The 25,387-nt window shown below is 69.8% G+C and carries 34 protein-coding genes; 1 reads left to right on the plus strand and 33 read right to left on the minus strand.

What is annotated here, in order from left to right; genetic code table 11:
- Positions 1-3: 3 nt before the first annotated feature.
- Genes OG500_RS16005 through glmS form a run of 5 tightly spaced genes read right to left on the minus strand, consistent with a single transcriptional unit; the run spans position 4 to position 6,159 of the window.
- Positions 4-1,221 carry an alpha/beta fold hydrolase gene (locus OG500_RS16005; protein WP_327067363.1) on the minus strand — a complete coding sequence of 406 codons (1,218 nt, stop codon included), beginning with the start codon at positions 1,219-1,221 and terminating at the stop codon, positions 4-6.
- 13 nt (positions 1,222-1,234) lie between these two features.
- Entirely contained in the window at positions 1,235-2,395 is a 1,161-nt protein-coding gene (gene alr, locus OG500_RS16010) for an alanine racemase (RefSeq protein WP_442907138.1), read from the minus strand.
- Between the two features lie 35 nt (positions 2,396-2,430).
- Positions 2,431-3,903: an NAD(P)H-hydrate dehydratase gene (locus tag OG500_RS16015; RefSeq protein ID WP_327067365.1), complete on the minus strand. Its 1,473-nt coding sequence runs from the start codon at positions 3,901-3,903 to the stop codon at positions 2,431-2,433.
- 9 nt (positions 3,904-3,912) lie between these two features.
- Positions 3,913-4,281 carry a holo-ACP synthase gene (locus OG500_RS16020; RefSeq protein WP_327067366.1) on the minus strand — a complete coding sequence of 123 codons (369 nt, stop codon included), beginning with the start codon at positions 4,279-4,281 and terminating at the stop codon, positions 3,913-3,915.
- 21 nt (positions 4,282-4,302) lie between these two features.
- A complete protein-coding gene (gene glmS, locus OG500_RS16025; RefSeq protein WP_327067367.1) occupies positions 4,303-6,159 on the minus strand; it encodes a glutamine--fructose-6-phosphate transaminase (isomerizing) in 1,857 nt (618 codons plus the stop codon).
- A 120-nt stretch (positions 6,160-6,279) separates the two neighbouring features.
- On the opposite strand from glmS, the gene coaA reads away from it, so the two are divergent.
- Positions 6,280-7,284, plus strand: coding sequence for a type I pantothenate kinase (gene coaA, locus OG500_RS16030; RefSeq protein ID WP_327067368.1), 1,005 nt, complete (start codon positions 6,280-6,282; stop codon positions 7,282-7,284).
- Positions 7,285-7,291: 7 nt separating this feature from the next.
- Here the strand turns inward: coaA and glmM are convergent, their stop codons facing one another.
- The 28 genes from glmM to rplP form a co-directional block, all read right to left on the minus strand.
- A complete protein-coding gene (gene glmM, locus OG500_RS16035; RefSeq protein WP_327067369.1) occupies positions 7,292-8,659 on the minus strand; it encodes a phosphoglucosamine mutase in 1,368 nt (455 codons plus the stop codon).
- A gap of 179 nt (positions 8,660-8,838) precedes the next feature.
- A complete protein-coding gene (rpsI, locus tag OG500_RS16040; RefSeq protein WP_376778550.1) occupies positions 8,839-9,321 on the minus strand; it encodes a 30S ribosomal protein S9 in 483 nt (160 codons plus the stop codon).
- A gap of 74 nt (positions 9,322-9,395) precedes the next feature.
- Positions 9,396-9,839, minus strand: a complete 444-nt coding sequence (rplM, locus tag OG500_RS16045) for a 50S ribosomal protein L13 (protein WP_327067370.1) — start codon at positions 9,837-9,839, stop codon at positions 9,396-9,398.
- Positions 9,840-10,056: 217 nt separating this feature from the next.
- Positions 10,057-11,721 carry an ABC-F family ATP-binding cassette domain-containing protein gene (locus OG500_RS16050; RefSeq protein ID WP_327067371.1) on the minus strand — a complete coding sequence of 555 codons (1,665 nt, stop codon included), beginning with the start codon at positions 11,719-11,721 and terminating at the stop codon, positions 10,057-10,059.
- A gap of 53 nt (positions 11,722-11,774) precedes the next feature.
- Positions 11,775-12,674, minus strand: coding sequence for a tRNA pseudouridine(38-40) synthase TruA (truA, locus tag OG500_RS16055; protein ID WP_327067372.1), 900 nt, complete (start codon positions 12,672-12,674; stop codon positions 11,775-11,777).
- 107 nt (positions 12,675-12,781) lie between these two features.
- Entirely contained in the window at positions 12,782-13,279 is a 498-nt protein-coding gene (gene rplQ, locus OG500_RS16060; RefSeq protein WP_327067373.1) for a 50S ribosomal protein L17, read from the minus strand.
- Positions 13,280-13,413: 134 nt separating this feature from the next.
- Positions 13,414-14,436 (minus strand): DNA-directed RNA polymerase subunit alpha, encoded by a 1,023-nt coding sequence (locus OG500_RS16065; RefSeq protein ID WP_035800873.1) that lies wholly within the window; start codon positions 14,434-14,436, stop codon positions 13,414-13,416.
- Positions 14,437-14,578: 142 nt separating this feature from the next.
- Positions 14,579-14,986: a 30S ribosomal protein S11 gene (gene rpsK, locus OG500_RS16070; RefSeq protein ID WP_030232513.1), complete on the minus strand. Its 408-nt coding sequence runs from the start codon at positions 14,984-14,986 to the stop codon at positions 14,579-14,581.
- A gap of 73 nt (positions 14,987-15,059) precedes the next feature.
- Positions 15,060-15,440 carry a 30S ribosomal protein S13 gene (gene rpsM, locus OG500_RS16075; RefSeq protein WP_327067374.1) on the minus strand — a complete coding sequence of 127 codons (381 nt, stop codon included), beginning with the start codon at positions 15,438-15,440 and terminating at the stop codon, positions 15,060-15,062.
- Between the two features lie 191 nt (positions 15,441-15,631).
- The gene (gene rpmJ / locus OG500_RS16080; RefSeq protein ID WP_003956441.1) at positions 15,632-15,745 is read right to left on the minus strand and encodes a 50S ribosomal protein L36; all 114 of its coding nucleotides are present in this window, start codon (positions 15,743-15,745) and stop codon (positions 15,632-15,634) included.
- A 65-nt stretch (positions 15,746-15,810) separates the two neighbouring features.
- Positions 15,811-16,032, minus strand: coding sequence for a translation initiation factor IF-1 (gene infA / locus OG500_RS16085; protein ID WP_003956442.1), 222 nt, complete (start codon positions 16,030-16,032; stop codon positions 15,811-15,813).
- A gap of 162 nt (positions 16,033-16,194) precedes the next feature.
- A complete protein-coding gene (mscL, locus tag OG500_RS16090) occupies positions 16,195-16,623 on the minus strand; it encodes a large conductance mechanosensitive channel protein MscL (RefSeq protein ID WP_327067375.1) in 429 nt (142 codons plus the stop codon).
- Between the two features lie 54 nt (positions 16,624-16,677).
- On the minus strand, positions 16,678-17,517 hold the full coding sequence (gene map, locus OG500_RS16095) for a type I methionyl aminopeptidase (RefSeq protein ID WP_327067376.1): 840 nt from the start codon (positions 17,515-17,517) through the stop codon (positions 16,678-16,680).
- A gap of 133 nt (positions 17,518-17,650) precedes the next feature.
- Complete coding sequence (locus OG500_RS16100) at positions 17,651-18,310, minus strand: adenylate kinase (protein WP_327067377.1); 660 nt, start codon at positions 18,308-18,310, stop codon at positions 17,651-17,653.
- Positions 18,310-19,617: a preprotein translocase subunit SecY gene (gene secY / locus OG500_RS16105; protein WP_327067378.1), complete on the minus strand. Its 1,308-nt coding sequence runs from the start codon at positions 19,615-19,617 to the stop codon at positions 18,310-18,312. Before secY ends, OG500_RS16100 begins: the two co-directional genes overlap by 1 nt.
- 318 nt (positions 19,618-19,935) lie before the next feature.
- Positions 19,936-20,388: a 50S ribosomal protein L15 gene (rplO, locus tag OG500_RS16110; RefSeq protein WP_391446271.1), complete on the minus strand. Its 453-nt coding sequence runs from the start codon at positions 20,386-20,388 to the stop codon at positions 19,936-19,938.
- Between the two features lie 2 nt (positions 20,389-20,390).
- The gene (gene rpmD / locus OG500_RS16115) at positions 20,391-20,573 is read right to left on the minus strand and encodes a 50S ribosomal protein L30 (protein WP_030300409.1); all 183 of its coding nucleotides are present in this window, start codon (positions 20,571-20,573) and stop codon (positions 20,391-20,393) included.
- Positions 20,573-21,220, minus strand: coding sequence for a 30S ribosomal protein S5 (gene rpsE, locus OG500_RS16120; protein ID WP_327067379.1), 648 nt, complete (start codon positions 21,218-21,220; stop codon positions 20,573-20,575). The genes rpmD and rpsE overlap by 1 nt, the downstream gene beginning before the upstream one ends.
- A 48-nt stretch (positions 21,221-21,268) precedes the next feature.
- Positions 21,269-21,652, minus strand: coding sequence for a 50S ribosomal protein L18 (rplR, locus tag OG500_RS16125; protein WP_327067380.1), 384 nt, complete (start codon positions 21,650-21,652; stop codon positions 21,269-21,271).
- Between the two features lie 3 nt (positions 21,653-21,655).
- On the minus strand, positions 21,656-22,195 hold the full coding sequence (gene rplF, locus OG500_RS16130) for a 50S ribosomal protein L6 (protein ID WP_184937229.1): 540 nt from the start codon (positions 22,193-22,195) through the stop codon (positions 21,656-21,658).
- A 22-nt stretch (positions 22,196-22,217) separates the two neighbouring features.
- Positions 22,218-22,625, minus strand: a complete 408-nt coding sequence (rpsH, locus tag OG500_RS16135; protein WP_184937226.1) for a 30S ribosomal protein S8 — start codon at positions 22,623-22,625, stop codon at positions 22,218-22,220.
- 278 nt (positions 22,626-22,903) lie between these two features.
- Positions 22,904-23,089, minus strand: a complete 186-nt coding sequence (locus OG500_RS16140; protein WP_030251570.1) for a type Z 30S ribosomal protein S14 — start codon at positions 23,087-23,089, stop codon at positions 22,904-22,906.
- A 4-nt stretch (positions 23,090-23,093) separates the two neighbouring features.
- The gene (rplE, locus tag OG500_RS16145) at positions 23,094-23,672 is read right to left on the minus strand and encodes a 50S ribosomal protein L5 (RefSeq protein WP_327067381.1); all 579 of its coding nucleotides are present in this window, start codon (positions 23,670-23,672) and stop codon (positions 23,094-23,096) included.
- Positions 23,672-23,983: a 50S ribosomal protein L24 gene (gene rplX / locus OG500_RS16150; RefSeq protein ID WP_035853973.1), complete on the minus strand. Its 312-nt coding sequence runs from the start codon at positions 23,981-23,983 to the stop codon at positions 23,672-23,674. Before rplX ends, rplE begins: the two co-directional genes overlap by 1 nt.
- A 14-nt stretch (positions 23,984-23,997) precedes the next feature.
- Complete coding sequence (gene rplN, locus OG500_RS16155) at positions 23,998-24,369, minus strand: 50S ribosomal protein L14 (protein ID WP_035848171.1); 372 nt, start codon at positions 24,367-24,369, stop codon at positions 23,998-24,000.
- 102 nt (positions 24,370-24,471) lie between these two features.
- Positions 24,472-24,744, minus strand: a complete 273-nt coding sequence (rpsQ, locus tag OG500_RS16160) for a 30S ribosomal protein S17 (protein ID WP_110670527.1) — start codon at positions 24,742-24,744, stop codon at positions 24,472-24,474.
- On the minus strand, positions 24,744-24,968 hold the full coding sequence (gene rpmC, locus OG500_RS16165; RefSeq protein WP_101381388.1) for a 50S ribosomal protein L29: 225 nt from the start codon (positions 24,966-24,968) through the stop codon (positions 24,744-24,746). Before rpmC ends, rpsQ begins: the two co-directional genes overlap by 1 nt.
- Positions 24,968-25,387 (minus strand): 50S ribosomal protein L16, encoded by a 420-nt coding sequence (gene rplP / locus OG500_RS16170; protein ID WP_327067382.1) that lies wholly within the window; start codon positions 25,385-25,387, stop codon positions 24,968-24,970. Before rplP ends, rpmC begins: the two co-directional genes overlap by 1 nt.

The raw sequence follows: 25,387 nt of genomic DNA on the forward strand, positions 1-25,387 counted from the left end.
GCCTCACGCCCCGGGGCGGCTCGCCTCCCCGGGGCTCTCGTCCGCACCGCGCGCCGGTTCGTCCACGCCGCGCGCCAGTTCGTGCACGGCCGCGGGCAGCCCGGTGCCCGCCCGCTCGGCCGCGCGTTCGAGCAGGACGGCGAGCCGGCGGTTGACCTCCGCCGGGCACTCCAGCAGCACCAGGTGGCCGGCCCCGGGCACCAGGACCAGCTCGGCGTCCGGCAGCGCCCGGGCGATGGTCTCGCTGTGCGTGGCGGGCGTGATCAGATCCTCGGTGCCGGCCAGCACCAGCACCGGCAGCCCGGTCATCGCCGCCAGCGCCGCCGTCTTCTCGTGCGCGCCGAAGGCGGGGTAGAACTCCGCGACCACGTCGATCGGGGTGCCGTCCAGCAGCTGCTCGGCGAACCGGGCCACCGCCGGGTCCACCGGCTTGCCGCTGCCGAAGGAGTACCGGCGGTAGAAGACGGCGCTGACGTCCGCGCCGATCCGCCGGGTGGCCTCCACCAGGCCGACCTGACTGCCCAGCAGCCTGACCACGCCGGGTCCCACCCGGCGCCAGACCTTGGAACCCACCGGGGAGAGCCCGAAGGTGACGGTCTCCCACTGCCCGGCCATCGTGCCGATCAGCGCGACCCCGGCCACCCGGTCCCGGAACAGCTGCGGCGCCCGGTCGGCCAGCGCCATGACGGTCATGCCGCCCATCGAGTGGCCGACCAGTACCAGCGGCCCGCTCGGCGCGACCGCGTCGAGCACCGCCTCGAGGTCGCTGCCCAGCTGGTCGATCGAGGCGGGGCGCCCGGCCAGGTGGGAGCGGGAGCGCTCGGAGCGGCCGTGGCTGCGCTGGTCCCAGAAGACCAGCCGCAGACCGGCCCGCAGCGCCGCGCGCTGGAAGTGGAAGCTGTCCTGGTTGAGGCAGTAGCCGTGGCAGAAGACCACGGTGAGCGCCGACTCGCCCGCCTCCGGGCCGTCCACCTCGACGTACAGCTCGGTGCCGTCCTCGGCCCGCACGGTGCGCGGCCGTCCGCGCAGCGTGCCGAAGGGGGCGACCGCGTCCAGCTCCTCGCGGGCCCGCCGACGGGCCCGGCCCAGCGTCAGGCGCTCGATCGCCACGCCCGCCGCGGCCCCGGCCGCCGCCACGCCGAGCGACAGGCCGATCAGCCCGGCCCGGCTGACCGGGCCCGCCGCACCGCCCGGGACCGCCGGGCCCGCCGGGTCGCTCACGCCGCCCGCCCGCTCACCCGAGCGCCCCGCTCCCGCCCACGTAGCGGCGCGGCACCCGGGACCCGATCCGGGTGACGATCTCGTACGCGATGGTCCCGCAGGCCCGTGCCCAGTCCTCGGCCGTCGGCTCACCGCGCTCGCCGCTGCCGAAGAGCAGCACCTCCTCGCCCACCTCGGGCGTGTCACCGCCGAGGTCGACCACGAACTGGTCCATCGCGACCCGGCCGGCCACCGTGCGCCACTTGCCGCCGATCTTCACCGGGCCGGTCCCGCTCGCGTGCCGCGGGATGCCGTCGGCGTAGCCGACCGGGACCAGGCCGAGGGTGGTGTCGCCCGGGGTCGTGTACTGGTGGCCGTAGCTGACGCCGTGTCCGCCCGGGACCTGCTTGACCAGGGCCAGCCGGGCACTGAGCGACATCACCGGGCGCAGCCCGAAGTCGGCCGGCGAACCCACCTCGGGCACCGGCGACAGGCCGTACATCGACAGGCCGGTGCGGACCAGGTCGTAGTGGGTCTCCGGGAGCAGCAGGGTGGCCGGCGAGTTGGCGATGTGGCGGACCTCGGGACGCACCCCGGCGCGCTCGGCATAGGCCAGCGCGGCGGCGAAGGCGTCCTGCTGGGCCCGGATCGAGGGGTGGCCCGGCTCGTCCGCGGCGGCGAAGTGCGACCAGATGCCGACCACCTTGAGCTGCCCGGCGGCCTGCGCGCGCAGCGCGGCGTCCACCAGATCGGGCCAGTCGTGCGGCTGGCAGCCGTTGCGGCCCAGGCCCGTGTCGGCCTTCAGGTGGACCCGCGCGGGTATGCCGGTGGCCCGCACCGCGTCGAGCAGCTCGTCCAGCGCCCACTGACCGCTGATCGACACGTCGATGTCGGCCCGCAGCGCCTGGGCCCAGGGGCCGCCCGGCGTCCACAGCCAGCACAGCACCCTGGCCTGTTCGGGGGCGATCCCGGCCGCGCGCAGCGCCAGCGCCTCCTCGGGCGTGGTGGCGCCGAGCCAGCGCACGCCCGCCGCCAGCGCCTCCAGGGCGCACGGCAGCGCGCCGTGGCCATAGGCGTCGGCCTTCACCACAGCCATCAGGGCGGCGCTCGACACCCGCTCACGCAGTGACGCGAGGTTGCCTCGGAGCGCGGCCAGATCGATCGTCGCCTCGGCGCGCAGTCCCTCGGCGAGCATGGCGGTCCCGGTCGTGTTCGCAGTTGTCATCGGGGTCAGTCTCCCAGACCTGCGGCGTTGCCCGCCCGACGGGCCACCGGGCGCCCCTCGGCGGCATCGCGCCAGGCGGCCGGCAGGGCCGCGGCGATGTCACTGGCGGTGATCGGCGCGCCGCTGCCGGCGGCCAGCCGGCCGGCCAGTCCGTGCAGGTAGGCGCCGACCGGCGCGGCGTCGAAGGGCGGCAGACCGGCGGCGAGCAGCGCGCCGATCAGGCCGGCCAGCACGTCGCCGCTGCCCGCGGTGGCCAGCCAGCCGGTGCCGGTGGCGTTCACCCGGGCGGTGCCGTCCGGGCGGGCGACGACGGTGGTCGAACCCTTGAGCAGCACGGTGGCGCCGTACCGGGCGGCCAGCTCGCGGGCGTGCCGCAGCCGGGCGCCGGCCACCTGGTCCGCGCTCGCGTCCCCGCCCAGCAGCCGGGCCGCCTCGCCCGCGTGCGGGGTCAGCAGGGTGGGGGCGCTGCGCCCGGCCAGCGCGCGCGGGCCGCGGCGGGCCAGTTCGGTCAGGCCGTCGGCGTCCACCAGCACCGGGACCTGGCCGGCCAGCGCGTCGTCCAGCGCCTCGGCGGTGTCGTCACCGGAGCCGGGGCCCACCACCCAGGACTGCACCCGCCCGGCGGTGAGCAGGATCTCGGGGTGGCGGCGGACCAGCTCCTCGCCGGCCCGGCCCTGGTAGCGCACCGCGCCGGCGCCGCCGTGCAGGGCACCGGCCACCGCGAGCAGCCCGGCGCCCGGGTAGCGCTCGGAGCCGGCCAGCACCCCCACCACGCCGCGCTTGTACTTGTCGCTCTCGGCCGCCGGCCAGGGCAGCAGCTCGGCCAGGTCGGCGTGCTGGAGCGCCTCGACGGGCGCGGCGGGCGGGCGCAGCCCGATCCCCACCAGCTGCACGGGGCCGGCGTACCCGGCGCCCGGGTCGATCAGCAGGCCCGGCTTGTGGGTGCCGAAGGTGACCGTCAGGTCGGCGCGCAGCGCGGCCCCGGCGACCTCCCCGGTGTCGGCGTCCACCCCGCTCGGCAGGTCCACCGCGATCAGCGTGCCGCGGCGCGGCTGCCGGGCGTACGGTTCGGCGGCCGGTCGCAGCGGGCCGCTGCCGCCGATGCCGACGATCCCGTCGAGGATCAGGTCGGCGCGGCTGAAGTCGGCCAGGCCGACCTCCTGATCCGTGGTCACCTGACTGCCCGTCGCCCGCAGCGCCGCGAGCGCGGCGGGGTGCGCCCGTTCGGGGGTCAGCAGGACGGCGGTCACGGCGGCGCCGCGGCGGGCCAGCCTCGCGCCGGCGAAGAGCGCGTCGCCGCCGTTGTCGCCGCTGCCCGCCAGCACCAGCACCCGGCTGCCGTAGACCCGGCCGCGCCGGCGGGTCAGCACCCGGGCACAGGTGGCGACCAGGCCCGCGACGGCCCGGTCCATCAGGGGCTGCCCGGCCAGTTCGGCCTCGGCGGCGCGGACTTGTTCGACGGTGTGAGCGTGGCGCATGACAGCAACCTAACCCTCCGCGACGACCACCGCCGAGGCCACGCCCGCATCGTGGCTCAGCGACAAGTGCCACGTCCGCACGCCGAGTTCCGCCGCACGCGCGGCAATCGTGCCGCTGACGTGCAAGGTCGGCCGGCCCGACGGCTCGCTGCGCACCTCGGCGTCGTGCCACTCCAGCCCGCCCGGCGCGCCGAGCGCCTTGGCCAGCGCCTCCTTGGCCGCGAACCGGGCCGCGAGCGAGGCGGCCGAGCGCTGCTTGCCGGAGGGCTGCAGCTGCTCGGCCGCGGTGAAGAGCCGCTCGCGCAGGCCCGGGGTCCGCGCGAGCGACTCCGTGAAGCGGTCGATCGAGGCGACGTCGATTCCCACACCGATGATCACCCGACCGACCCTAGCCGGTGGCTACTCCACCGTCACGGACTTGGCCAGGTTGCGCGGCTGGTCCACCTCGTGGCCCTTCGCGGTGGCCAGTTCGCAGGCGAAGACCTGCAGCGGCACCGTCGAGACCAGCGGCTGGAGCAGCGTGGGCGTCACCGGGATCCGGATCAGGTGGTCGGCGTAGGGCACCACCGCCTCGTCGCCCTCCTCCGCGATCACGATGGTCTTCGCACCGCGGGCCCGGATCTCCTGGATGTTGGAGACGATCTTGTCGTGCAGGATCGAGCGCCCGCGCGGCGAGGGCACCACCACGACGACCGGCAGCCCCTGCTCGATCAGCGCGATCGGGCCGTGCTTGAGCTCGCCCGCCGCGAAGCCCTCGGCGTGCATGTACGCCAGCTCCTTGAGCTTGAGCGCGCCCTCCAGCGCCACCGGGAACCCGACGTGCCGGCCCAGGAAGAGCACCGAGCGGGCGTCGGCCAGCGAGCGGGCCAGCTCGCGCACCGGCTCCATGGTCCGCAGCACCTGCTCGACCTGCTTCGGCGCGTCGGACAGCTCACGGATCACGGCCGAGATCTCGTCGCCCCACTTGGTGCCGCGCACCTGGCCCAGGTAGAGCGCCACCAGGTAGCAGGCGACCAACTGGGTGAGGAACGCCTTGGTGGAGGCGACCGCCACCTCGGGCCCGGCGTGCGTGTAGAGCACCGCGTCCGACTCGCGCGGGATGGTGGAGCCGTTGGTGTTGCAGATCGCCAGCACCCGGGCGCCCTGCTCGCGGGCGTGCCGCAGCGCCATCAGGGTGTCCATGGTCTCGCCGGACTGCGAGATCGCGACGACCAGCGTGCGCTGGTCCAGGATCGGGTCCCGGTAGCGGAACTCGGAGGCCACCTCGACCTCGCACGGGATCCGGGTCCAGTGCTCGATGGCGTACTTGGCGATCATCCCGGCGTGGAAGGCGGTGCCGCAGGCCACGATGACGACCTTGTCGACCTCGCGCAGCACCGAGTCGGGGATCCGCAGCTCGTCCAGGGTCAGCCGGCCGTCGGTGCCGACCCGGCCGAGCAGGGTGTCGGCGACCGCCTTCGGCTGCTCGGCGATCTCCTTGAGCATGAAGTAGTCGTAGCCGCCCTTCTCGGCGGCCGAGGCGTCCCAGTCCACGTGGTACTCGCGGACCTCCGCCGGCTCGCCGTGAAAGTCCGTCACGGTCACCGAGTCGGCGCGCAGTTCGACCACCTGGTCCTGGCCCAGCTCGATCGCCTCGCGGGTGTGCGCGATGAAGGCGGACACGTCGGAGGCGAGGAAGTTCTCGCCCGCCCCGCGCCCGACCACCAGCGGCGAGTTGCGCCGGGCGCCGACCACCGTGCCGGGCGCGTCGGCGTGTACCGCCACCAGAGTGAAGGCGCCGTCCAACTGGCGGCAGACGGTGCGCATCGCCTCGGCCAGGTCGCCGTCGTAGGCCTCGGCCAGCAGGTGGGCGACCACCTCGGTGTCGGTCTCCGAGCGCAGCGTGTGGCCGCGGTCGACCAGCTCGGCGGTGAGCTGGGCGAAGTTCTCGATGATCCCGTTGTGGACCACCGCGACCTCGCGCCGGTCGTCCAGGTGGGGGTGGGCGTTGGCGTCGGTGGGTCCGCCGTGGGTGGCCCAGCGGGTGTGGCCGATGCCGGTGGTGCCGCCGGGGAGAGGGGCCTCGGCGAGCGACTTCTCAAGGTTGACGAGCTTCCCGGCCCGCTTGTCGGTGGCGAGACTCCACTGCCCTGAGGAGTCCGCCGTCTGGATGGCCACACCGGCCGAGTCGTACCCTCGGTACTCCAGGCGCTGCAGCCCTGCGATCACTACGTCGAGCGCCGACTGCGCGCCCACATATCCAACAATTCCGCACATATGTGTCAGCATAAGGGCCGATGAACGGCCGAAGCGGCTCCGAGGTTTCACCGAAGCCGCCCTTCGGGCAACGGTTCGTGACCGACACCACAGCGCCGGGCCGCCCCCGGAGCGCCCACAATGGACCATGTGCTGACCGAACTCTGTAGCCAGGGCGCCCTCTCGACGCCCAGCCCGTCGCCGTCACCCTCGCCGTACGTCGACCTCTCCCGGGCCGAGTGGAGCGCCCTGCGCGACCGCACCCCCCTGCCGCTGACCGCGGCCGAGGTGGAGCAGCTGCGCGGCCTCGGCACAGCACTGGACCTGGACGAGGTCCGGGACGTCTACCTGCCGCTGTCCCGGCTGCTCAACCTCTACATCCACGCCACCCACGAGCTGCGCGGCGCGGTGGGCACCTTCCTGGACACCGGGGACACCGAGCGCACCCGCACCCCGTTCGTCATCGGGGTGGCCGGCTCGGTGGCGGTCGGCAAGTCCACCACCGCCCGGCTGCTGCAGGCCCTGCTGGCCCGCTGGCCCGAGCACCCGCGGGTCGAACTGGTCACCACCGACGGCTTCCTGCTGCCCAACGCCGAGCTGCGCCGGCGCGGCCTGATGGCCCGCAAGGGGTTCCCCGAGTCCTACGACCGCCGGGCGCTGATGCGCTTCGTGGCGGACGTGAAGGCGGGCAAGGACCAGGTCACCGCCCCGGTCTACTCGCACCTGGTCTACGACATCGTGCCCACCGAGCGGCTCGTGGTGCAGCGCCCCGACATCCTGATCGTCGAGGGCCTGAACGTGCTGCAGCCCGCGCTGCCCGGCACCGACGGGCGCACCCGCCTGGCGGTGGCCGACTACTTCGACTTCTCCATCTACGTCGACGCCCGCACCGACGACATCGAGAACTGGTACCTGTCCCGGTTCAAGAAGCTGCGGGACACCGCGTTCCAGGACCCCAACTCCTACTTCCGCCGGTTCACCGAGGTGCCGGAGGAGGAGGCGCTGGAGTACGGCCGCCAGGTCTGGCGCACCATCAACAAGCCCAATCTGCTGGAGAACGTGCTGCCCACCCGGGGGCGGGCCACGCTGGTGCTGCAGAAGGGCGCCGACCACAAGGTCCGCCGCGCCCTCCTGCGCAAGCTCTGAGTCCGGCTCAGATCGCCAGCTGCTCGCGGACCACGCCGGCCAGCTGCTCGGCCACCGCCCTGGCCTGCTCCTGGTCGGCCGCCTCCACCATCACCCGCACCAGCGGCTCGGTGCCGGAGGGGCGCAGCAACACCCGTCCGGTGCTGCCGAGTTCGCCCTCGGCCTTGGCGACCGCCGCGAGCAGCTCGGGGTTGCCGGCCGCCCGGTTCTTGTCCACGTCCTTGACGTTGATCAGCACCTGCGGCAGCCGGGTCATCACGGCGGCCAGCTCGGCCAGCGGCTGCTTGGTGGCGGCCAGCCGGGCGCCCAGCATCAGACCGGTCAGGGTGCCGTCGCCGGTGGTCGCGTGGTCCAGCAGGATCACGTGCCCGGACTGCTCGCCGCCCAGCGCGTAGCCGTGCTCCTTCATCGCCTCCAGCACGTAGCGGTCCCCCACCGCCGTCTCGACCAGGTCGATGCCCTCGCGCTCCATGGCCAGCTTGAAGCCCAGGTTGGCCATCACGGTGCCGACCGCGGTGTTGCCGCGCAGCGTGCCGGCCTCGCGCATGGCCACCGCCAGGATCGCGATGATCTGGTCGCCGTCCACCTCGTCGCCCTGCGCGTCGGCGGCCAGGCAGCGGTCCGCGTCGCCGTCCAGCGCGATGCCCAGGTCGGCCCGGTGCTCGGTCATCGCCCGGCGCAGCCCGTCCAGGTGGGTGGAGCCGACGCCGTCGTTGATGTTCAGCCCGGTCGGCTCGGCGCCCAGGGTGAAGACCACCTCGGCACCGGCCCGGGCGAAGGCCTCGGGGGCCACCTTGGCCGCGGCGCCGTGCGCGCCGTCGATGACGACCTTCACGCCGTCCAGCCGGTTGGGCAGCACGGCCACCAGGTGGGCGACGTACTTGTCGAAGCCCTCGGTGTACTCGTGCACCCGGCCGACCCCGGCACCGGTGGGCCGCACCCGCACCGGCTCGGCGCCGGAGCGCGCGTGGTGGTAGTCCGCCTCGATCGCGTCCTCGATCGCGTCGTCCAGCTTGTGGCCGCCGCGGGCCAGGAACTTGATGCCGTTGTCCGGCATCGCGTTGTGGCTGGCCGAGAGCATCACGCCGAAGTCGGCGCCGAGCGCACCGGTCAGGTACGCCACGGCGGGGGTCGGCAGCACGCCCACCCGCAGCACGTCCACGCCGGAGCCGGCCAGCCCGGCGATCACGGCGGCCTCCAGGAACTCGCCCGAGGCGCGCGGGTCGCGGCCCACCACCGCCACCGGGCGCCGGCCGGCGCCGCCCGAGTCGCCGAGCACGTGGGCGGCTGCCATCGACAGGCCCAGCGCCAGTTCGGCGGTCAGAGATTCGTTGGCCACACCGCGTACGCCGTCCGTACCGAAGAGTCGTGCCACAGTCCCGTCCTTTGTTGCCGGCCGTCGCACGGCCTGGGGAGGGGCCGCACGAGGGTGGAGGAATCCCTGGCCGCCTGACCGGTCCAGGGAGCACAACGCCCCGGGGCACATGAAGTGCTCCGGGGCGTGGGTCCCACCTGCGGGGTGCGCACCAAGGGCGGTACGCACCCCGGGGGTGACTAGCGCTTGCTGTACTGCGGGGCCTTACGGGCCTTCTTGAGACCGGCCTTCTTGCGCTCGACGGCACGCGCGTCACGCATCAGGAAGCCGGCCTTCTTGAGGGCGGCGCGGTTGTTGTCCACGTCGGCCTCGTTCAGGGCACGGGCCACGCCGAGGCGCAGCGCGTAGGCCTGACCGGAGACGCCGCCGCCCGCGATGCGCGCGACAACGTCGTAACGGCCGTCCAGCTCAAGGAGCTTGAAGGGCTCGTTCACGGTCTGCTGGTGCACCTTGTTGGGGAAGTAGTTCTCCAGGGTGCGACCGTTGATCTTCCACTGGCCGGTGCCGGGGACGATGCGCACGCGGGCGATCGCCTCCTTGCGACGGCCGAGGCCGGCGCCGGGGACGGCCTCGGCGAAGCGGCCGGCCAGCGACTCGGTGGAGTACGACTCGGTGTCCTCGGAGGTGTACTCGGTGTACTCCTCGTCGACCTCGATGTCCAGGGGGGTCTCGATGGCAGCGTTCTCGGCCACGATGTTCCTCAGCTTTTCTTAGTTAAGGGGCTTGGTGGCCGGAATTACTGCGCGACCTGGGAGATCTCGAACGGCACCGGCTGCTGGGCAGCGTGCGGGTGCTGGTCGCCCGAGTAGACCTTCAGCTTCGAGAGCATCTGACGGCCCAGGGTGTTCTTGGGGATCATGCCCTTGATGGCCTTCTCGACGGCCTTCTCCGGGTTCTTGTCCAGCAGGTCGTCGTAGCGCACCGAGCGCAGACCGCCCGGGAAGCCCGAGTGGCGGTAGGCCAGCTTCTGGGTCTTCTTGTTACCGGACAGGTGCACCTTGTCGGCGTTGATGATGATGACGAAGTCACCAGTGTCAACGTGCGGCGCGTAGATCGCCTTGTGCTTGCCGCGGAGCAGGTTGGCGGCCTGGGAGGCCAGGCGGCCGAGCACGACGTCGGTCGCGTCGATGACGTGCCACTGACGCTGGACGTCGCCGGGCTTGGGGCTGTACGTACGCACGGTCGTAGCCTTCGCTTTTCAGTGAGTGAGTCCTGACAGGAGCACCCGGACGAGGAGATCAGCCTGGTTCCACTTGGACGCAATTCAAGGGGAGCCGCTGGTCGTCGGCCTGGTATCTCCGGCGTAATGACCTCTCACGTGAGATGGAGCGAGCCAATACGCACAACAAGTGCTCAGCCTACCGGCTGCGCGAGGCAGGGCCAAATCCCCACGGGCGTCACCGCTCGCGCTGCACCCGGGACTCGTCCCAGACCGGTTCCGGAGCCTCGTAGACCCGGCCGTCGGCACCGAAGACCACGAAGCGGTCGAAGGTCTTGGCGAACCAGCGGTCGTGGGTGACGGCGAGCACCGTGCCCTCGAAGGACTCCAGCGCCTCCTGCAGCGCCTCGGCGCTCTCCAGGTCGAGGTTGTCCGTGGGCTCGTCGAGCAGCAGCGCGGTGACGCCCTGCAGCTCCAGCTTGAGGATCATCAGCCTGGCCTGCTGGCCACCGGAGAGCGACTCGAACTTCTGCTCCTCCTGCTTGTCCAGCTCGTAGCGGCGCAGCGCGCCCATCGCCGCCTTGCGGTCCAGCGCGTGCTCCTCCTCGATGATCGAGCGCACCGTGCGCCCGAACAGCTCGGGGTGGGCGTGGGTCTGGCGGAAGTGGCCCGGCACCACCCGGGCGCCCAGCTTGAAGCCGCCGCTGTGCCGCACCGTCCCGTCGCCCGCCAGCAGCCGCAGGAAGTGCGACTTGCCGGAGCCGTTGGAGCCGAGCACCGCCACCCGCTGGCCGTAGAAGACCTCCAGGTCGAAGGGCTGCATCAGCCCGGTGAGCTCGAGCTGCGCAAGGGTGAGCGCCCGCACGCCGGTGCGACCGCCCTTGAGGCGCATGGTGATGTTCTGCTCGCGCGGCGGCTCCTCGGGGCGGCCGGCCTCCTCGAACTTCTTCAGCCGGGTCTGCGCGGCGGCGTAGCGGGTGGCGAGCGCGTGGCTGACCGAGGCCGCCTGGCGCAGCGTGACCACCAGCTTCTTCAGCTTGGCGTGCTCCTCGTCCCAGCGGCGGCCGAGCTCCTCGAAGCGGGCGAAGCGCTCCTTGCGGGCCTCGTGGAAGGAGTCGAAACCGCCGCCGTGCACCCAGACGCTGCTCCCGCCGCCACCGAAGCCCGACTCGACGCTGATGATCTTGTCGGCGGTCCGGGAGAGCAGCTCGCGGTCGTGCGAGATGTAGAGCACGGTCTTGGAGCTGGCCTTGATGGCCTCCTCCAGCCAGCGCTTGCCCGGGACGTCGAGGTAGTTGTCCGGCTCGTCGAGCAGCAGCACCTCGTCGGGGCCGCGCAGCAGGCACTCCAGCACCAGGCGCTTCTGCTCGCCGCCGGAGAGGGTGTTCAGCCCGCGGAACTGCGCCCGGTCGAACGGCATCCCGAGGGCCGCCATGGTGCAGACGTCCCAGTCGGTCTCGTAGTCGTAGCCGCCCGCGTCCGCCCAGTCGGAGAGCGCCTGGGCGTAGGCCATCTGCGACTTCTCGTCGTCCTGCGCCATCATCGCGAGCTCGGCGGCGTCCACCGCCTTCGCGGCCTGCGCGATCCGCGGCGGGGCCACCGAGACCAGCAGGTCGCGCACCGAGGCGTCCGGCGGCAGGGCGCCGGGCGTCTCTCGCAGGTCCTCGCGGCCGGTGGTGCCGACGAACTGGCGCATCACGCCCAGGCCGCCGCTGACCGTCACCGTGCCGCCGTGCGGCTGGGTGTCCCCCGCGATCATCCGCAGGAGGGTGGTCTTGCCGGCGCCGTTGGCCCCCACCAGGGCGACCGCTGATCCCTCGCCGACCCGGAAGGACGCGTCGTCGAACAGCACCCGCCCGTCCGGCAGGTAGTACTCAAGGTGCGAAATCTCGACGTGTCCCATGAGTCGAAATTGTGCAGTGCCCGCGTGGTGCCACCAAATGGATTAGCCGGGGATCAGCCCTGGCCGGGCAGCGTGCGCATCCGGCGGGCCAGCCGGTTGCGCTCGGCGAGCTGGTCGTCGGCCGGGTAGCCGACCTCCTCCAGGGTCAGCCCGTGCGGCCTGATCACGTTGACGGCGCTGTTGCGCACCCCACCGGCCAGCACCTCGCCCGGGAACTCCACCGGGCGGTGCCCGTCGCCGACCAGCAGCATCGCACCGACCAGGGCCCGCACCATGTTGTGGCAGAAGGCGTCGGCCCGCACCGTGGCCACCGCGAGCGAGCCCTCCTGGGCCGCGTACGGGTCCACCGGCACCCGGTCCCAGTGCAGCTCCAGCAGGGTGCGGATGGTGGTGGCACCCTCGCGCTTCTTGCAGTACGCGGCGAAGTCGTGCTCGCCGAGCAGCAGCCGGGCCGCCTCGTTCATCTTCTCGACGTCCAGCGGCCGGTCGTGCCAGAGCACGTGCCCGCGCAGCAGCGGGTCCACCCCGCCCTGGTGGTCGGCCACCCGGTAGGCGTAGCGCCGCCAGACCGCCGCGAAGCGCGCGTCGAAGCCGGCCGGCGCCTCGGTGACCCGGTAGATCCGCACGTCGCCCGGCAGCCGCCCGGCCAGCCGGCGCAGCAGCTTCTCGCCGTGCTCGGCCCAGAGCCCGACCGGCAGGTCGACGTGTGCCACCTGCCCGCGCGCGTGCACGCCGGCGTCGGTCCGCCCGGCCACGGTCAGCGGGAACGGCTCGGCGCTGCGGGTGACCACCTGCAGGGCGCTCTCGATCTCCTCCTGCACGGTGCGCCGGCCGCGCTGGCGGGCCCAGCCGGAGAACTCGGCCCCGTGGTAGGCCAGGTCGAGCCGGATCCGCACATGCCCCTCGGCGGGGCCGTCCTTCACGGGCGGCTGCTCGGCGCAGTCGTTCACCACACATACCTTCCGTAGCAAAGGGAACGGGCCCGCTCCCCCGCCGAAGCGGGGAAACGGGCCCGTGCAGTACACCTGCAGGCGCGAGGCCTGCGCGACACCTACCGGTGTCAGGCCTGCTCGGCCTCGGCGGCCGGAGCGGCGTCGGCGACCTCGGCGGCAGCCGGGGCGGCGTCCGTCTCGGCAGCAGTCTCCTTGACGGCGCGCTTGGTGGCGGCCTCGGCCTCACCGACGGCGGTCTGCGCGACGGTCAGCGCCTCGACCAGCTCGATCACGGCCATCGGGGCGTTGTCGCCACGACGGGGACCGATCTTGGTGATGCGGGTGTAACCGCCGGGGCGGTTCTCGTAGCGCGGCGCGATCTCGGTGAAGAGGGTGTGCAGCACCGCAACGTCGGTGATCGTCTTGCGGACGATGCGACGGTTGTGGATGTCGCCGACCTTCGCCTTGGTGATCAGCTTCTCCGCCAGCGGGCGCATCCGACGGGCCTTGGCCTCGGTCGTGGTGATGCGGCCGTACTGGAAGAGCTCGCGGCACAGGCCGGCGAGCAGCAGCGGCTCGTGGTGGGGGCCACCGCCGAGGCGGGCACCCTTCGCGGGACGGGGCATGGTAGCTCCTTGAATCTCCGAGTCCGGCCGTATCAGGTACCGGAACGGGCGGCCGGGCACGGTTGCCCGGACGACTTAGTTCCTTGCATTGAAGTGGGGGCGACCCGCTGGGAGTCGCCCCCACCGCAAACTCATCAGTACTGCTCGGTCTCCGCGTAACCCGCGTCGTCCAGGTCGTCGGCGCCGAAGGCGTCGGCGGCGGCGGTCGGGTCGAACCCGGGCGGGCTGTCCTTGAGAGCCAGGCCCATGCCGGCCAGCTTCGCCTTGACCTCGTCGATCGACTTCGCACCGAAGTTGCGGATGTCGAGCAGGTCGGCCTCGGAGCGGGCCACGAGCTCACCCACGGTGTGGATGCCCTCGCGCTTGAGGCAGTTGTAGGACCGAACGGTGAGCTCCAGCTCCTCGATCGGCAGCGCCAGGTCGGCGGCCAGGGCGGCGTCCGTCGGGGACGGGCCCATGTCGATGCCCTCGGCGTCGATGTTCAGCTCGCGAGCGAGGCCGAACAGCTCCACCAGGGTCTTGCCGGCCGAGGCCATGGCGTCACGCGGGCGCATGGCGGGCTTGGTCTCGACGTCGACGATCAGCTTGTCGAAGTCGGTCCGCTGCTCGACACGGGTGGCCTCGACCTTGTAGGTGACCTTCAGCACGGGGCTGTAGATCGAGTCGACCGGGATCCGGCCGATCTCCTGGCCGGAGGCCTTGTTCTGCACGGCGGAGACGTAGCCGCGACCGCGCTCGACGGTCAGCTCCATCTCCAGCTTGCCCTTGCCGTTCAGCGTGGCCAGGACCAGCTCGGGGTTGTGCACCTCGACACCGGCCGGGGGCGCGATGTCGGCGGCGGTGACCACACCCGGGCCCTGCTTGCGCAGGTACATCACGACCGGCTCGTCGTGCTCCGAGGAGACGACCAGCTGCTTGATGTTGAGGATGAGGTCGGTGACGTCCTCCTTGACGCCCGGCACGGTGGTGAACTCGTGCAGGACACCGTCGACCCGGATGCTGGTGACAGCGGCACCGGGGATCGAGGAGAGGAGCGTGCGGCGAAGCGAGTTGCCGAGGGTGTAGCCGAAGCCCGGCTCCAGCGGCTCGATGACGAACCGCGAGCGGTACTCGTCCACAACCTCTTCGGTCAGCGAGGGACGCTGAGCGATCAGCATGGTTCAGATCCTCCAGTTGTTTTCGGCACCCACTATTTGATGCCGAACAAGACCAGCGTACGGGGTCCCGTCTGAAACAGGACCCCGTACGTGGTGTTGGGACACTCGCACCCGAAGGCGACGTGTCGGACGCGGTGACGCGTCAGACGCGACGGCGCTTCGGCGGACGGCAGCCGTTGTGCGGGGTGGGGGTGACGTCCTGGATCGAGCCGACCTCCAGGCCGGTGGCCTGGAGCGAACGGATCGCGGTCTCGCGGCCGGAGCCCGGACCCTTCACGAAGACGTCGACCTTGCGCATGCCGTGCTCCTGCGCACGACGCGCGGCGGCCTCGGCGGCCATCTGCGCGGCGAACGGGGTGGACTTGCGCGAGCCCTTGAAGCCGACGTGGCCGGCAGAGGCCCAGGAGATCACGTTGCCCGCGGGGTCGGTGATCGAAACGATGGTGTTGTTGAACGTGCTCTTGATGTGGGCGTGCCCGTGAGCGACGTTCTTCTTTTCCTTGCGGCGGATCTTCTTCGCGCCGGCAGCCTGACGACCCTTGGGGGGCATAAGTCTGTTTCTCCTACTGAGGTGGTCGGTCCGCTAACCCGCGGGCCGGAGGGATGTCCGGTTAACGGGCGGACTACTTCTTGCCCGGCTTCTTCTTGCCGGCAATCGCGCGACGCGGGCCCTTGCGGGTACGCGCGTTGGTGTGGGTGCGCTGACCGCGGACGGGCAGGCCACGGCGGTGACGCAGACCCTCGTAGCAGCCGATCTCGACCTTGCGGCGGATGTCGGCGGCAACCTCGCGGCGGAGGTCACCCTCGACGCGGTAGTTGGCCTCGATCCACTTGCTCAGCTTGACGAGGTCGTCCTCGGAGATGTCGCGGACGCGGATGTCGGGGTTCACGCCAGTCTCGGCCAGCGTCTGCTGGGCGCGGGTACGGCCGATGCCGTAGACGTACGTGAGGGCGATCTCGATCCGCTTCTCGCGGGGGAGATCAACGCCGGCGAGGCGTGCCATTCATGGCTCCTGTGGTTCTTTCAGAGGTCTTACGAACCGCCTACCCGGACACCTCTCGGTGTGCGAGCCCCGGCCTCTGACCGGGGGTGGCAGTCCAGCGTTGCGGCTGGATCGGGCGGCCCGTTGTACATGGACAGCGCCGGTGGGCGCTGTGCGCGTCGCGCGAAGGTGCTACGAGAAATGCGGGAGGATCAGCCCTGGCGCTGCTTGTGGCGCAGGTTGTCGCAGATCACCATGACCCGGCCGTGGCGGCGGATCACCTTGCACTTGTCGCAGATCTTCTTGACGCTCGGCTTGACCTTCATGGTTCAGGTTCTCCGGGTCTAGATCTGACAGTGGTCGACCCTCGCCAAGCGCGAGGGACGGGGTCTTACTTGTAGCGGTAGACGATGCGGCCGCGAGTCAGGTCGTAGGGGCTCAGCTCCACGACGACGCGGTCATCCGGCAGGATTCGGATGTAGTGCATCCGCATCTTGCCGCTGATGTGCGCGAGGACCTTGTGACCGTTCTGCAGCTCCACCTTGAACATGGCGTTCGGCAGAGACTCGATCACGGTGCCCTCGATCTCAATGGCGCCTTGCTTCTTTGCCATGAACTACGAGATCCACCTTCCGGGACCGGCTACCGTATGCGGCACGCTCGTGCGAACCTGGGTTCACCCCATCCCCGGAGGGAAGAGGGCGTGCTGAAGCACGCTACGAGTGAGCCGACGGTCCATCCTACGCCACCGTCCGCTCAGCGACCAAAACGAGCCTCAGCGCTGCTGCGCCGGAAAGGCGAGCGGCTGGACCTGGGCGGTGCAGGCCGCGCAGCGGCTGGCGGCCTCGGGGATCTCGGTCAGGCACTCCGGGCAGGGCCGCTTGGCGACCTTCGGCTTCTTCGGCAGGTAGCGGGCGGTGGCCCTGGTCACCGGCAGCACCACGAAGAAGTAGAGCACCGCGGCGGTCATCAGGAAGGCGATCAGCACGTTCAGGAACGCGCCGTACGGGAAGGTGACCTTCAGCACCGTGAAGGTGTAGCTGCTGAAGTCGCCGGTCGCCCCGACCACCACGCCCACCAGCGGGGTGAGGAACGCCTTGACGAACCCGGTGACCACCGCCGTGAACGCCGACCCGATCACGATGCCGACGCCCATGTCGACGACGTTGCCGCGCATCATGAAGTCGCGGAAACCCTTGAGCACTTGATACCCCTATTGTCCGATTTCGCCTGCCGCTGAAGGCAGAACGATACCGGCTCAGCCCAGCGGGTCGGGCGCTGCGGTCACGCCGAGGGCCGCGAGCTGGGCCTTTCCGCCGTCGAAGGCGGTGAGCACCAGCGGACCCTGCTCGGTGACGGCCACCGAGTGCTCCCAGTGCGAGGCCCAGGTGCCGTCGTTGGTGACGACCGTCCAGTCGTCCTCCAGCACCGCGGTGTGCGGGGTGCCGAGCGAGACCATCGGCTCGATCGCCAGCACCGTGCCGGGCACCAGCTTGGGGCCCTTGCCCCGGCCGCGCTCCACGTAGTTCAGCACGTGCGGCTCCATGTGCATGGCGGTGCCGATGCCGTGGCCGCCGTAGCCCTCGGTGATGCCCCACTTGCCCTTGGGCGGCAGCGGCTGGCGTCGGATGAAGCCCTCGATCGCCTTGGAGACGTCGACCAGGCGGTTGCCCTTCTTCATCTGGGCGATGCCGGCCCACATCGAGCCCTCGGTGACCCGGCTGAGCATCGCGACCTCGGGGCGGACCTCGCCGACCTCGACGGTGATCGCCGCGTCGCCGTGCCAGCCGTCCACGATCGCGCCGCAGTCGATGGAGATGATGTCGCCCTCGGCCAGCACCCGCTCACCGGGGATGCCGTGCACCACCTCGTTGTTGACCGAGGCGCAGATCACCCCGGGGAACCAGAGGCCGCCGTGGTGGGCGCGGAAGTTGGAGGTGGCACCGTGGTCGGCGATCACCTTGGCCGCGATGTCGTTGAGCTCCTGGGTGCTCACCCCGGGCGCGACCGCCTCGCGGCAGGCCTTGAGCGCCTCGGCGACGACCAGCCCGGCCACCCGCATCTTCGCGACCTGCTCGGGGGTCTTGATCTCCACCATCTGGCCAGTGCCTTTCGTTAAGAGTTCGCCACCCGGTCCTTGCCGGACGGCGCATCCACTCCCCCACCGTACGACGCGACACGGCCGCGGTACCCGATCCGGGTACCGCGGCCGTGCGGAGAGCAGGCGTCGATCAGCCCTGCGTGCGGGCCTGCAGCGCCTCGACCGCGCGCTGCGTCACCTCGTCGACCTTGCCGAGCGCCGAGATGGTGGTCACCAGGCCCTGCTGGCGGTAGTAGTCGATGATCGGCTCGGTCTCCGTGTGGTAGACCTCCAGCCGGGTGCGGACCGCCGTCTCGGTGTCGTCCGAGCGCTGGTACAGCTCGCCACCGCAGTGGTCGCAGACGCCCTCGACGGCCGGCGGGTTGTAGACCACGTGGAACACGTGGCTGCCCTCGTTGCGGCACAGCCGGCGGCCGGCGATCCGCTTGACCACCTCGTCCTCGGGGACCTCCAGGTCGAGCACGCCGTTCAGGGCGATGCCCTGCTCGGCCAGGTGCTCGTCCAGCGCCTTGGCCTGGGCCAGGTTGCGCGGGAAGCCGTCGAGCAGGAAGCCCGAGTCGGCGTCCGACTGCAGGAGGCGGTCCTTGGCCATCCCGATGGTCACCTCGTCCGGTACGAGCTGGCCCTTGTCCATGTAGCCCTTGGCCTCGACCCCGAGCGGGGTCTTCTGGCTGATGTTGGCCCGGAACAGGTCACCGGTGGAGATGTGGGGAATGGACAGGGTCTTGGCGAGCACGTGCGCCTGAGTACCCTTCCCGGCCCCGGGAGGTCCGACGAGGACGATACGCATCAGCGGAGGAACCCTTCGTAATTACGCTGCTGGAGCTGGCTCTCGATCTGCTTCACAGTTTCGAGTCCGACACCGACGATGATGAGGATGCTGGTGCCACCGAACGGGATCGTGGTGCTCGCGTTCAGGGCGACCAGGCCGATCATCGGGATCAACGCGATGAGGCCCAGGTAGAGCGAACCCGGCCAGGTGATGCGGGTCAGCACGTAGTTCAGGTACTCGGCCGTGGGCCGACCAGCCCGGATGCCCGGGATGAAGCCACCATACTTCTTCATGTTGTCGGCAACTTCTTCGGGGTTGAAGGAGATCGCGACGTAGAAGAAGGCGAAGAACACGATCAGCACGAAGTACGCGATCATGTACGCCGGGTGGTCACCCTTGGTGAAGTTGTTCTGGACCCAGACCGCCCAGCCGGCCTTGCTGTTGGTCAGCTGCGCGACCAGCGCGGGGATGTAGAGCAGCGAGGAGGCGAAGATGACCGGGATGACACCGGCCTGGTTCACCTTGAGCGGGATGTAGGTCGACGTACCACCGAAGGCCCGCCGCCCGATCATCCGCTTCGCGTACTGCACCGGGATCCGGCGCTGGGCCTGCTCGACGAAGATGACCAGCACCACCACGACGACGCCGACCGCCAGGACGGCGAAGAAGTCGAACCAGCCGCCGCCGATCTTGCCGGCCTTCTTGATCGACCAGAGGTTGCCCGGGAAGCCGGAGGCGATCGAGGTGAAGATCAGGATCGACATGCCGTTGCCGATGCCGCGGTCGGTGATGAGCTCACCGAGCCACATGATCACGGTGGTGCCCGCGGTCATGGTGATGACCATGGTGGCGATCCGGAAGACCGAGGTGTCGGGGACGACCTGGTTGCCGTAGGTGCAGCTGGAGAAGAGCGCACCGTTCGAGGCGGTCGCCACGATGCCGGTGCCCTGCAGGATCGCCAGCGCGATGGTCAGGTACCGGGTGTACTGGGTGATCTTCGTCGTACCGGCCTGCCCCTCCTTCTTCAGCGCCTCGAGTCGCGGGATCACGACGGTCAGCAGCTGCAGGATGATGCTGGCGGTGATGTACGGCATGATGCCGAGCGCAAAAATCGTCAGCTGCAGCAGCGCGCCGCCGCTGAACAGGTTGACGAGGCCGAAGAGGCCGCTGTTGCTCTGCTTGACGCACTCGTTCACGGCTTTGAAATTGACGCCGGGGACGGGAATGTGCGCACCCATCCGGAACAGCACCATGATGCCCAGCGTGAACAGCAGCTTCTTGCGCAGGTCGGGCGTCTTGAACGCCCGCGCGAACGCACTGAGCACGGTGCCTCCTGCGCCTCCCGCGCGTCGTCGGCGGGAGGGTCGGTCCTGATGATGGGAGTTGAGGTTGTCCAGCTCCGCGGCAGCCTGGGGCAGGCTACAAGGGAACTCCACGGACTCTAACAGTGTGTGGCAACGAAGAAGAAGCTCGTGCGCCGCGGGGTTGCCGAAGCCGCGCCCAGATGCCCGGATTTGGCCCGGCTTGATCGGCAAATTCGTGTCGTGGATCAGTTGGAACGACCAAAGCCCCGCCCCTCGAATGAGGGACGGGGCTTTGGTTCTGACGCGGTGTCAGCGCGAGCGATCGACTGCCTCAGGCGGTCAGATCAGCTCGGTGACGGTCCCGCCGGCGGCCTGGATCTTCTCGGCGGCGGAGCCGGAGACGGCGTCCACCGAGACCTGCAGCGCGACGGAGATCTCGCCGGTGCCGAGCACCTTGACGAGCGAGTTCTTGCGAACCGCGCCCTTCTCGACGAGACCCTCGACCGTGACCTCGCCACCCTGCGGGTAGAGCTCGGCCAGCTTGTCGAGGTTGACCACCTGGAAGGTGATCTTGAAGGGGTTCTTGAAGCCCTTCAGCTTCGGCAGGCGCATGTGGAGGGGCATCTGGCCACCCTCGAAGCGCTGCGGAACCTGGTAGCGGGCCTTCGTACCCTTGGTACCACGACCGGCGGTCTTACCCTTGGACGCCTCACCACGACCGACACGGGTCTTGGCGGTCTTGGCACCCGGGGCGGGACGCAGGTTGTGGATCTTGATCGGGTTGTCAGACATGATCAGTCCACCTCCTCGACCGTGACGAGGTGACGCACGGTCTGGGCCATCCCGCGGATCTCGGGACGGTCCTCCTTGACGACCACATCGTGCATGCGCTTCAGACCCAGCGAGCGCAGCGTCTCGCGGTGGTTCTGCTTGCTGCCGATGTAGCTCTTGGTCTGCGTGATCTTCAGGCGAGCCATCAGACACCCGCCCCAGCGGTCGCAGCGGCGGCGGTGCCGGCGGCGCGAGCGCGCAGCAGGGCGGCCGGGGCCACGTCCTCGAGCGGCAGACCACGACGCGCGGCGATCTCCTCGGGGCGCACGAGGCCCTTCAGAGCAGCCACGGTGGCGTGCACGATGTTGATCGCGTTGTCCGAGCCGAGCGACTTCGACAGGATGTCGTGAACGCCGGCGCACTCCAGGACGGCACGCACCGGGCCACCGGCGATAACACCGGTACCGGGGGAAGCCGGCTTCAGGAGCACGACGCCAGCGGCCTTCTCGCCCTGGATCGGGTGCGGGATGGTGCCCTGGATACGGGGGACCTTGAAGAAGTTCTTCTTGGCCTCCTCAACACCCTTGGCGATGGCGGCCGGAACCTCCTTCGCCTTCCCGTAACCAACACCCACGGTGCCGTCGGCGTCGCCCACCACGACCAGCGCGGTGAAGCTGAAACGACGACCACCCTTGACAACCTTGGCGACACGGTTGATCGCTACGACGCGCTCAACGTAAGCGGTCTTCTCGACGGCGGGGGCGTTGCCCCGGTCGTCACGCTTACGGTCACGCCGCTCGCCACCGCCGGTGCCGCCGCCGGCGCCGCTACCGCGGCGCTGGGGTCCAGCCATTGGAATTACCTCTCTCGATTACGTCCGTCGACTGAGCCGACGAGCGGCTTAGAAGTCGAGCCCGGCCTCACGGGCGGCGTCCGCCAGGGCGGCGATGCGCCCCGCGTAACGGTTGCCCGCGCGGTCGAAGACGACCGTCTCGATGCCGGCGGCCTTGGTGCGCTCGGCGACCAGGGCTCCGACCTTCTTGGCCAGCTCGGTCTTGTCGCCCTCGTTGCCCTTGACGGACACGTCGAGGGTGGACGCCGACGCGAGGGTGTGACCCTTGGCGTCGTCGATGACCTGGGCGAAGATGTGGCGGTTCGAGCGGGTCACCACGAGACGCGGACGCGCCTCGGTACCGGTGACGCGCTTGCGAACGCGGATCGCGCGGCGCTTGCGGGCGGCGTTCTTGTAGCCGTTGCCCTTGCCGATCTTGACAGAAAGACTCATGGCTTACTTACCGCTCTTTCCGACCTTGCGGCGGATGACCTCGCCCGCGTACTTGACGCCCTTGGCCTTGTACGGGTCGGGCTTGCGCAGCTTGCGGATCTTGGCCGAAACCTCGCCGACCAGCTGCTTGTCGATCCCGTCCACGTGGAACTTGGTGGGCGACTCGACCACGAAGGAGATGCCCTCCGGGGCCTCGATCAGGATCGGGTGGCTGTAGCCGAGCTGGAACTCCATGCTGGAGCCCTTCGCTGCGACTCGGTAACCAACACCGCTGATCTCCAGCGACTTGCGGTAGCCCGCGGTCACGCCGGTGATCATGTTCGCCACCAGCGTGCGGGAAAGGCCGTGCAGGGCCTTCGACTGACGCTCGTCGTTCGGGCGAGTGACAACCAGAGTGCCGTTCTCGTCCTTGCCGATCTCGATCGGCTCGGCGACAACGTGGGTGAGGGAGCCCTTGGGGCCCTTCACCGAGACCGCCTGGCCATCGATGGTGACGTCCACGCCGGCGGGAACCGGGATGGGCAGCCGTCCAATGCGCGACATTGCTGTACCTCCGTTTCCCGAATTACCAGACGTAGGCGAGAACTTCTCCGCCTACGCCCTTCTTGGCGGCCTGCTTGTCCGTGAGGAGACCCGAGGACGTGGAGATGATCGCCACGCCCAGGCCGCCGAGGACCTTCGGCAGGTTGGTGGACTTTGCGTAGACCCGCAGGCCCGGCTTGCTGATGCGCTTGATACCAGCGATCGAGCGCTCACGGTTGGGGCCGAACTTGAGCTCGATGGTCAGCTTCTTGCCGACCTCGCCCTCCTGCGGCTCCTCGACCTTCCAGCTGGAGATGTAACCCTCCTGCTGCAGGATCTGCGCGACGTGCGACTTGATCTTGCTAGCCGGCATCGCCACGGTGTCGTGGTACGCCGAGTTCGCGTTACGCAGACGCGTGAGCATGTCTGCGATGGGGTCGGTCATGGTCATGATGGCCTCAGGCCTCTCTCGCCGTGGTTTCTCCGCGCCAGGTCCCCCCGCCGCACTCCGAGGAGTGCGGCAGGGGCACAGACGCAGGGGACCTGCGGCGTTAGTAAGACTGGGTGCGAGCCCTCCGAAGAAGGGCCGCAGACATCCATAGGGAATGCCGCGGCAGGGGGCCCGACCCCACTACCTTACGGGAAACCGTAAGGCTGCCCAAATCTGGGCGATGTGGGATCGGGCACCGCTGCTTCGCAGTGTTGTTACCGCTACCGAGAGGTCCTGGACTACCAGGAGCTCTTGGTCACGCCCGGCAGCTCGCCACGGTGGGCCATCTCACGGAGGCACACACGGCACAGGCCGAACTTGCGGTACACCGAGTGCGGACGGCCGCAGCGCTGGCAGCGGGTGTAACCCCGGACGCCGAACTTCGGCTTACGCTCGGCCTTCGCGATGAGGGACTTCTTCGCCATGGGACTACGCCTCCTTGAACGGGAAGCCCAGAGCGCGCAGCAGCGCCCGGCCCTCGTCGTCGGTCTGAGCGGTGGTCACGACGGTGATGTCCATACCGCGCTGACGGTCGACCTTGTCCTGGTCGATCTCGTGGAACATGACCTGCTCGGTCAGACCGAAGGTGTAGTTGCCACGGCCGTCGAACTGCTTCGGGGAGAGGCCACGGAAGTCACGGATACGCGGCAGCGCCAGCGTCACCAGACGGTCCAGGAACTCCCACATGCGGTCACCACGGAGGGTGACGTGGGTGCCGATCGGCTGGCCCTCACGCAGCTTGAACTGCGCGATGGACTTGCGAGCCTTCGTCACCGCCGGCTTCTGGCCGGTGATGGCGGTGAGGTCGCGGATGGCGCCCTCGATCAGCTTGGAGTCGCGGGCGGCCTCGCCCACACCCATGTTGACCACGACCTTGACCAGGCCGGGGATCAGCATGACGTTCTCGTAGGAGAACTCCTCCTGCAGCTGGCCCTTGATCTCGGCGTTGTAACGCGCCTTGAGGCGGGGGGCCACCTTCTCAACGTTCTCGATGGTCGTCTCAGACATCAGATGTCCTCACCGGTTCGCTTGGCAACGCGGATCTTGTTGCCCTCGTCATCGAAGCGGTAACCAACGCGAGTGACGACCTTCTTGCCGTCCTTCTCCACGACCAGCTGCACGTTGGAAACGTGCACCGGGGCCTCGACGGTGATGATGCCACCGGCGGTGCCCTGGCCGGGCTTGGTGTGCTTCTTGACCCGGTTCACACCCTCGACGAGGACCTTGTTCTCAGCGGGCATGGCCTGGATGACCTTGCCCTGCTTGCCGCGGTCCTTGCCGGTGATGACCTGAACCAGGTCACCCTTCTTGATCTTCATGCTGTTCGCCATGGTTAGAGCACCTCCGGCGCCAGCGAGATGATCTTCATGAACTTCTTGTCACGCAGCTCGCGGCCCACCGGGCCGAAGATGCGGGTGCCACGAGGATCACCGTCGGTGTTCTTGAGCACGACAGCGGCGTTCTCGTCGAACCGGATGTACGAGCCGTCGGGACGACGGCGCGACTTCACGGTACGGACGATGACGCACTTGACGACGTCGCCCTTCTTGACGGTGCCACCGGGGATCGCGTCCTTGACGGTGGCGACGATGACGTCCCCGATGCCGGCGTAGCGGCGACCGGAGCCACCGAGAACGCGGATGCAAAGGATTTCCTTCGCGCCCGTGTTGTCGGCGACACGCAGTCGCGACTCCTGCTGGATCACAACTTTCTCCTGATCGTCAACGAGAGCTGGCGGGCCGGCCGCTGCTCACACCAGCGCCCGCGAGGGACCTGGTGCACATACGGCCGTACCCGGACAACTTCGTTACTTGGCCTTCTCGAGGATCTCGACGACGCGCCAGCGCTTCGTCGCGGACAGCGGGCGGGTCTCCGCAAGCAGGACCCGGTCACCGATGCCGCACGCGTTCTGCTCGTCGTGCGCCTTCAGCTTGTTCGTACGGCGGATGACCTTGCCGTACAGAGCGTGCTTGACGCGGTCCTCGACGGCGACGACGACGGTCTTGTCCATCTTGTCGCTGACGACGAGACCCTCACGGGTCTTGCGGAAACCGCGCGTCTCGTTGGTGTTCTCAGTCATCAGGCGTTCTCCACCGTCTCGATGCCCAGCTCGCGCTCGCGCATCAGGGTGTAGATCCGCGCGATGTCCTTACGGACCAGCCGGAGCCGTCCGTGGTTGTCGAGCTGTCCGGTCGCCGCCTGGAAGCGGAGGTTGAACAGCTCCTCCTTGGCCTCGCGGAGCTTGGCAACGAGGGCCTCGTTGTCCAGCTCGCGCAGCTCAGCAGCCTTGGTGCCGGCCGACATCAGCTCTCACCTGCCTCGCGCCGGACAATCCGGCACTTCATCGGGAGCTTGTGAGCAGCGCGAGTGAGCGCCTCACGAGCCACCTTCTCGTTGGGGTAGGACAGCTCGAACATGACCCGTCCCGGGTGAACGTTGGCGATCCACCACTCCGGCGAACCCTTACCGGAACCCATGCGGGTCTCGGCAGGCTTCTTGGTGAGGGGGCGGTCCGGGTAGATGTTGATCCAGACCTTGCCGCCACGCTTGATGTGACGGGTGATGGCGATACGAGCGGACTCGATCTGCCGGTTCGTCACGTAGGCCGGGGTGACGGCCTGGATGCCGTACTCGCCGAACGCGAGTTCGGTGCCACCCTTCGAAGCGCCGCGGCGCTTCGGGTGGTGCTGCTTGCGGTGCTTGACCCGACGGGGGATCAGCAT

The sequence above is a fragment of the Kitasatospora sp. NBC_01250 genome (assembly GCF_036226465.1).
In the GTDB taxonomy this organism is placed as follows: Bacteria; Actinomycetota; Actinomycetes; order Streptomycetales; family Streptomycetaceae; genus Kitasatospora.

Coding starts and splice junctions, on each gene's coding strand:
- alr (WP_442907138.1), bottom strand. CDS start 2,395: ATGCTCGCCGAGGGACTGCGCGCCGAGGCGACGATCGATCTGGCCGCG.
- OG500_RS16015 (WP_327067365.1), bottom strand. CDS start 3,903: ATGCGCCACGCTCACACCGTCGAACAAGTCCGCGCCGCCGAGGCCGAA.
- glmS (WP_327067367.1), bottom strand. CDS start 6,159: ATGTGCGGAATTGTTGGATATGTGGGCGCGCAGTCGGCGCTCGACGTA.
- coaA (WP_327067368.1), top strand. CDS start 6,280: ATGGACCATGTGCTGACCGAACTCTGTAGCCAGGGCGCCCTCTCGACG.
- OG500_RS16050 (WP_327067371.1), bottom strand. CDS start 11,721: ATGGGACACGTCGAGATTTCGCACCTTGAGTACTACCTGCCGGACGGG.
- rplQ (WP_327067373.1), bottom strand. CDS start 13,279: ATGCCCCGTCCCGCGAAGGGTGCCCGCCTCGGCGGTGGCCCCCACCAC.
- OG500_RS16065 (WP_035800873.1), bottom strand. CDS start 14,436: ATGCTGATCGCTCAGCGTCCCTCGCTGACCGAAGAGGTTGTGGACGAG.
- rpsK (WP_030232513.1), bottom strand. CDS start 14,986: ATGCCCCCCAAGGGTCGTCAGGCTGCCGGCGCGAAGAAGATCCGCCGC.
- rpsM (WP_327067374.1), bottom strand. CDS start 15,440: ATGGCACGCCTCGCCGGCGTTGATCTCCCCCGCGAGAAGCGGATCGAG.
- rpmJ (WP_003956441.1), bottom strand. CDS start 15,745: ATGAAGGTCAAGCCGAGCGTCAAGAAGATCTGCGACAAGTGCAAGGTG.
- infA (WP_003956442.1), bottom strand. CDS start 16,032: ATGGCAAAGAAGCAAGGCGCCATTGAGATCGAGGGCACCGTGATCGAG.
- map (WP_327067376.1), bottom strand. CDS start 17,517: ATGGTGGAGATCAAGACCCCCGAGCAGGTCGCGAAGATGCGGGTGGCC.
- OG500_RS16100 (WP_327067377.1), bottom strand. CDS start 18,310: ATGCGTATCGTCCTCGTCGGACCTCCCGGGGCCGGGAAGGGTACTCAG.
- rplO (WP_391446271.1), bottom strand. CDS start 20,388: ATGTCTGACAACCCGATCAAGATCCACAACCTGCGTCCCGCCCCGGGT.
- rpmD (WP_030300409.1), bottom strand. CDS start 20,573: ATGGCTCGCCTGAAGATCACGCAGACCAAGAGCTACATCGGCAGCAAG.
- rpsE (WP_327067379.1), bottom strand. CDS start 21,220: ATGGCTGGACCCCAGCGCCGCGGTAGCGGCGCCGGCGGCGGCACCGGC.
- rplR (WP_327067380.1), bottom strand. CDS start 21,652: ATGAGTCTTTCTGTCAAGATCGGCAAGGGCAACGGCTACAAGAACGCC.
- rplF (WP_184937229.1), bottom strand. CDS start 22,195: ATGTCGCGCATTGGACGGCTGCCCATCCCGGTTCCCGCCGGCGTGGAC.
- rpsH (WP_184937226.1), bottom strand. CDS start 22,625: ATGACCATGACCGACCCCATCGCAGACATGCTCACGCGTCTGCGTAAC.
- OG500_RS16140 (WP_030251570.1), bottom strand. CDS start 23,089: ATGGCGAAGAAGTCCCTCATCGCGAAGGCCGAGCGTAAGCCGAAGTTC.
- rplE (WP_327067381.1), bottom strand. CDS start 23,672: ATGTCTGAGACGACCATCGAGAACGTTGAGAAGGTGGCCCCCCGCCTC.
- rplX (WP_035853973.1), bottom strand. CDS start 23,983: ATGAAGATCAAGAAGGGTGACCTGGTTCAGGTCATCACCGGCAAGGAC.
- rpsQ (WP_110670527.1), bottom strand. CDS start 24,744: ATGACTGAGAACACCAACGAGACGCGCGGTTTCCGCAAGACCCGTGAG.
- rpmC (WP_101381388.1), bottom strand. CDS start 24,968: ATGTCGGCCGGCACCAAGGCTGCTGAGCTGCGCGAGCTGGACAACGAG.
- rplP (WP_327067382.1), bottom strand. CDS start 25,387: ATGCTGATCCCCCGTCGGGTCAAGCACCGCAAGCAGCACCACCCGAAG.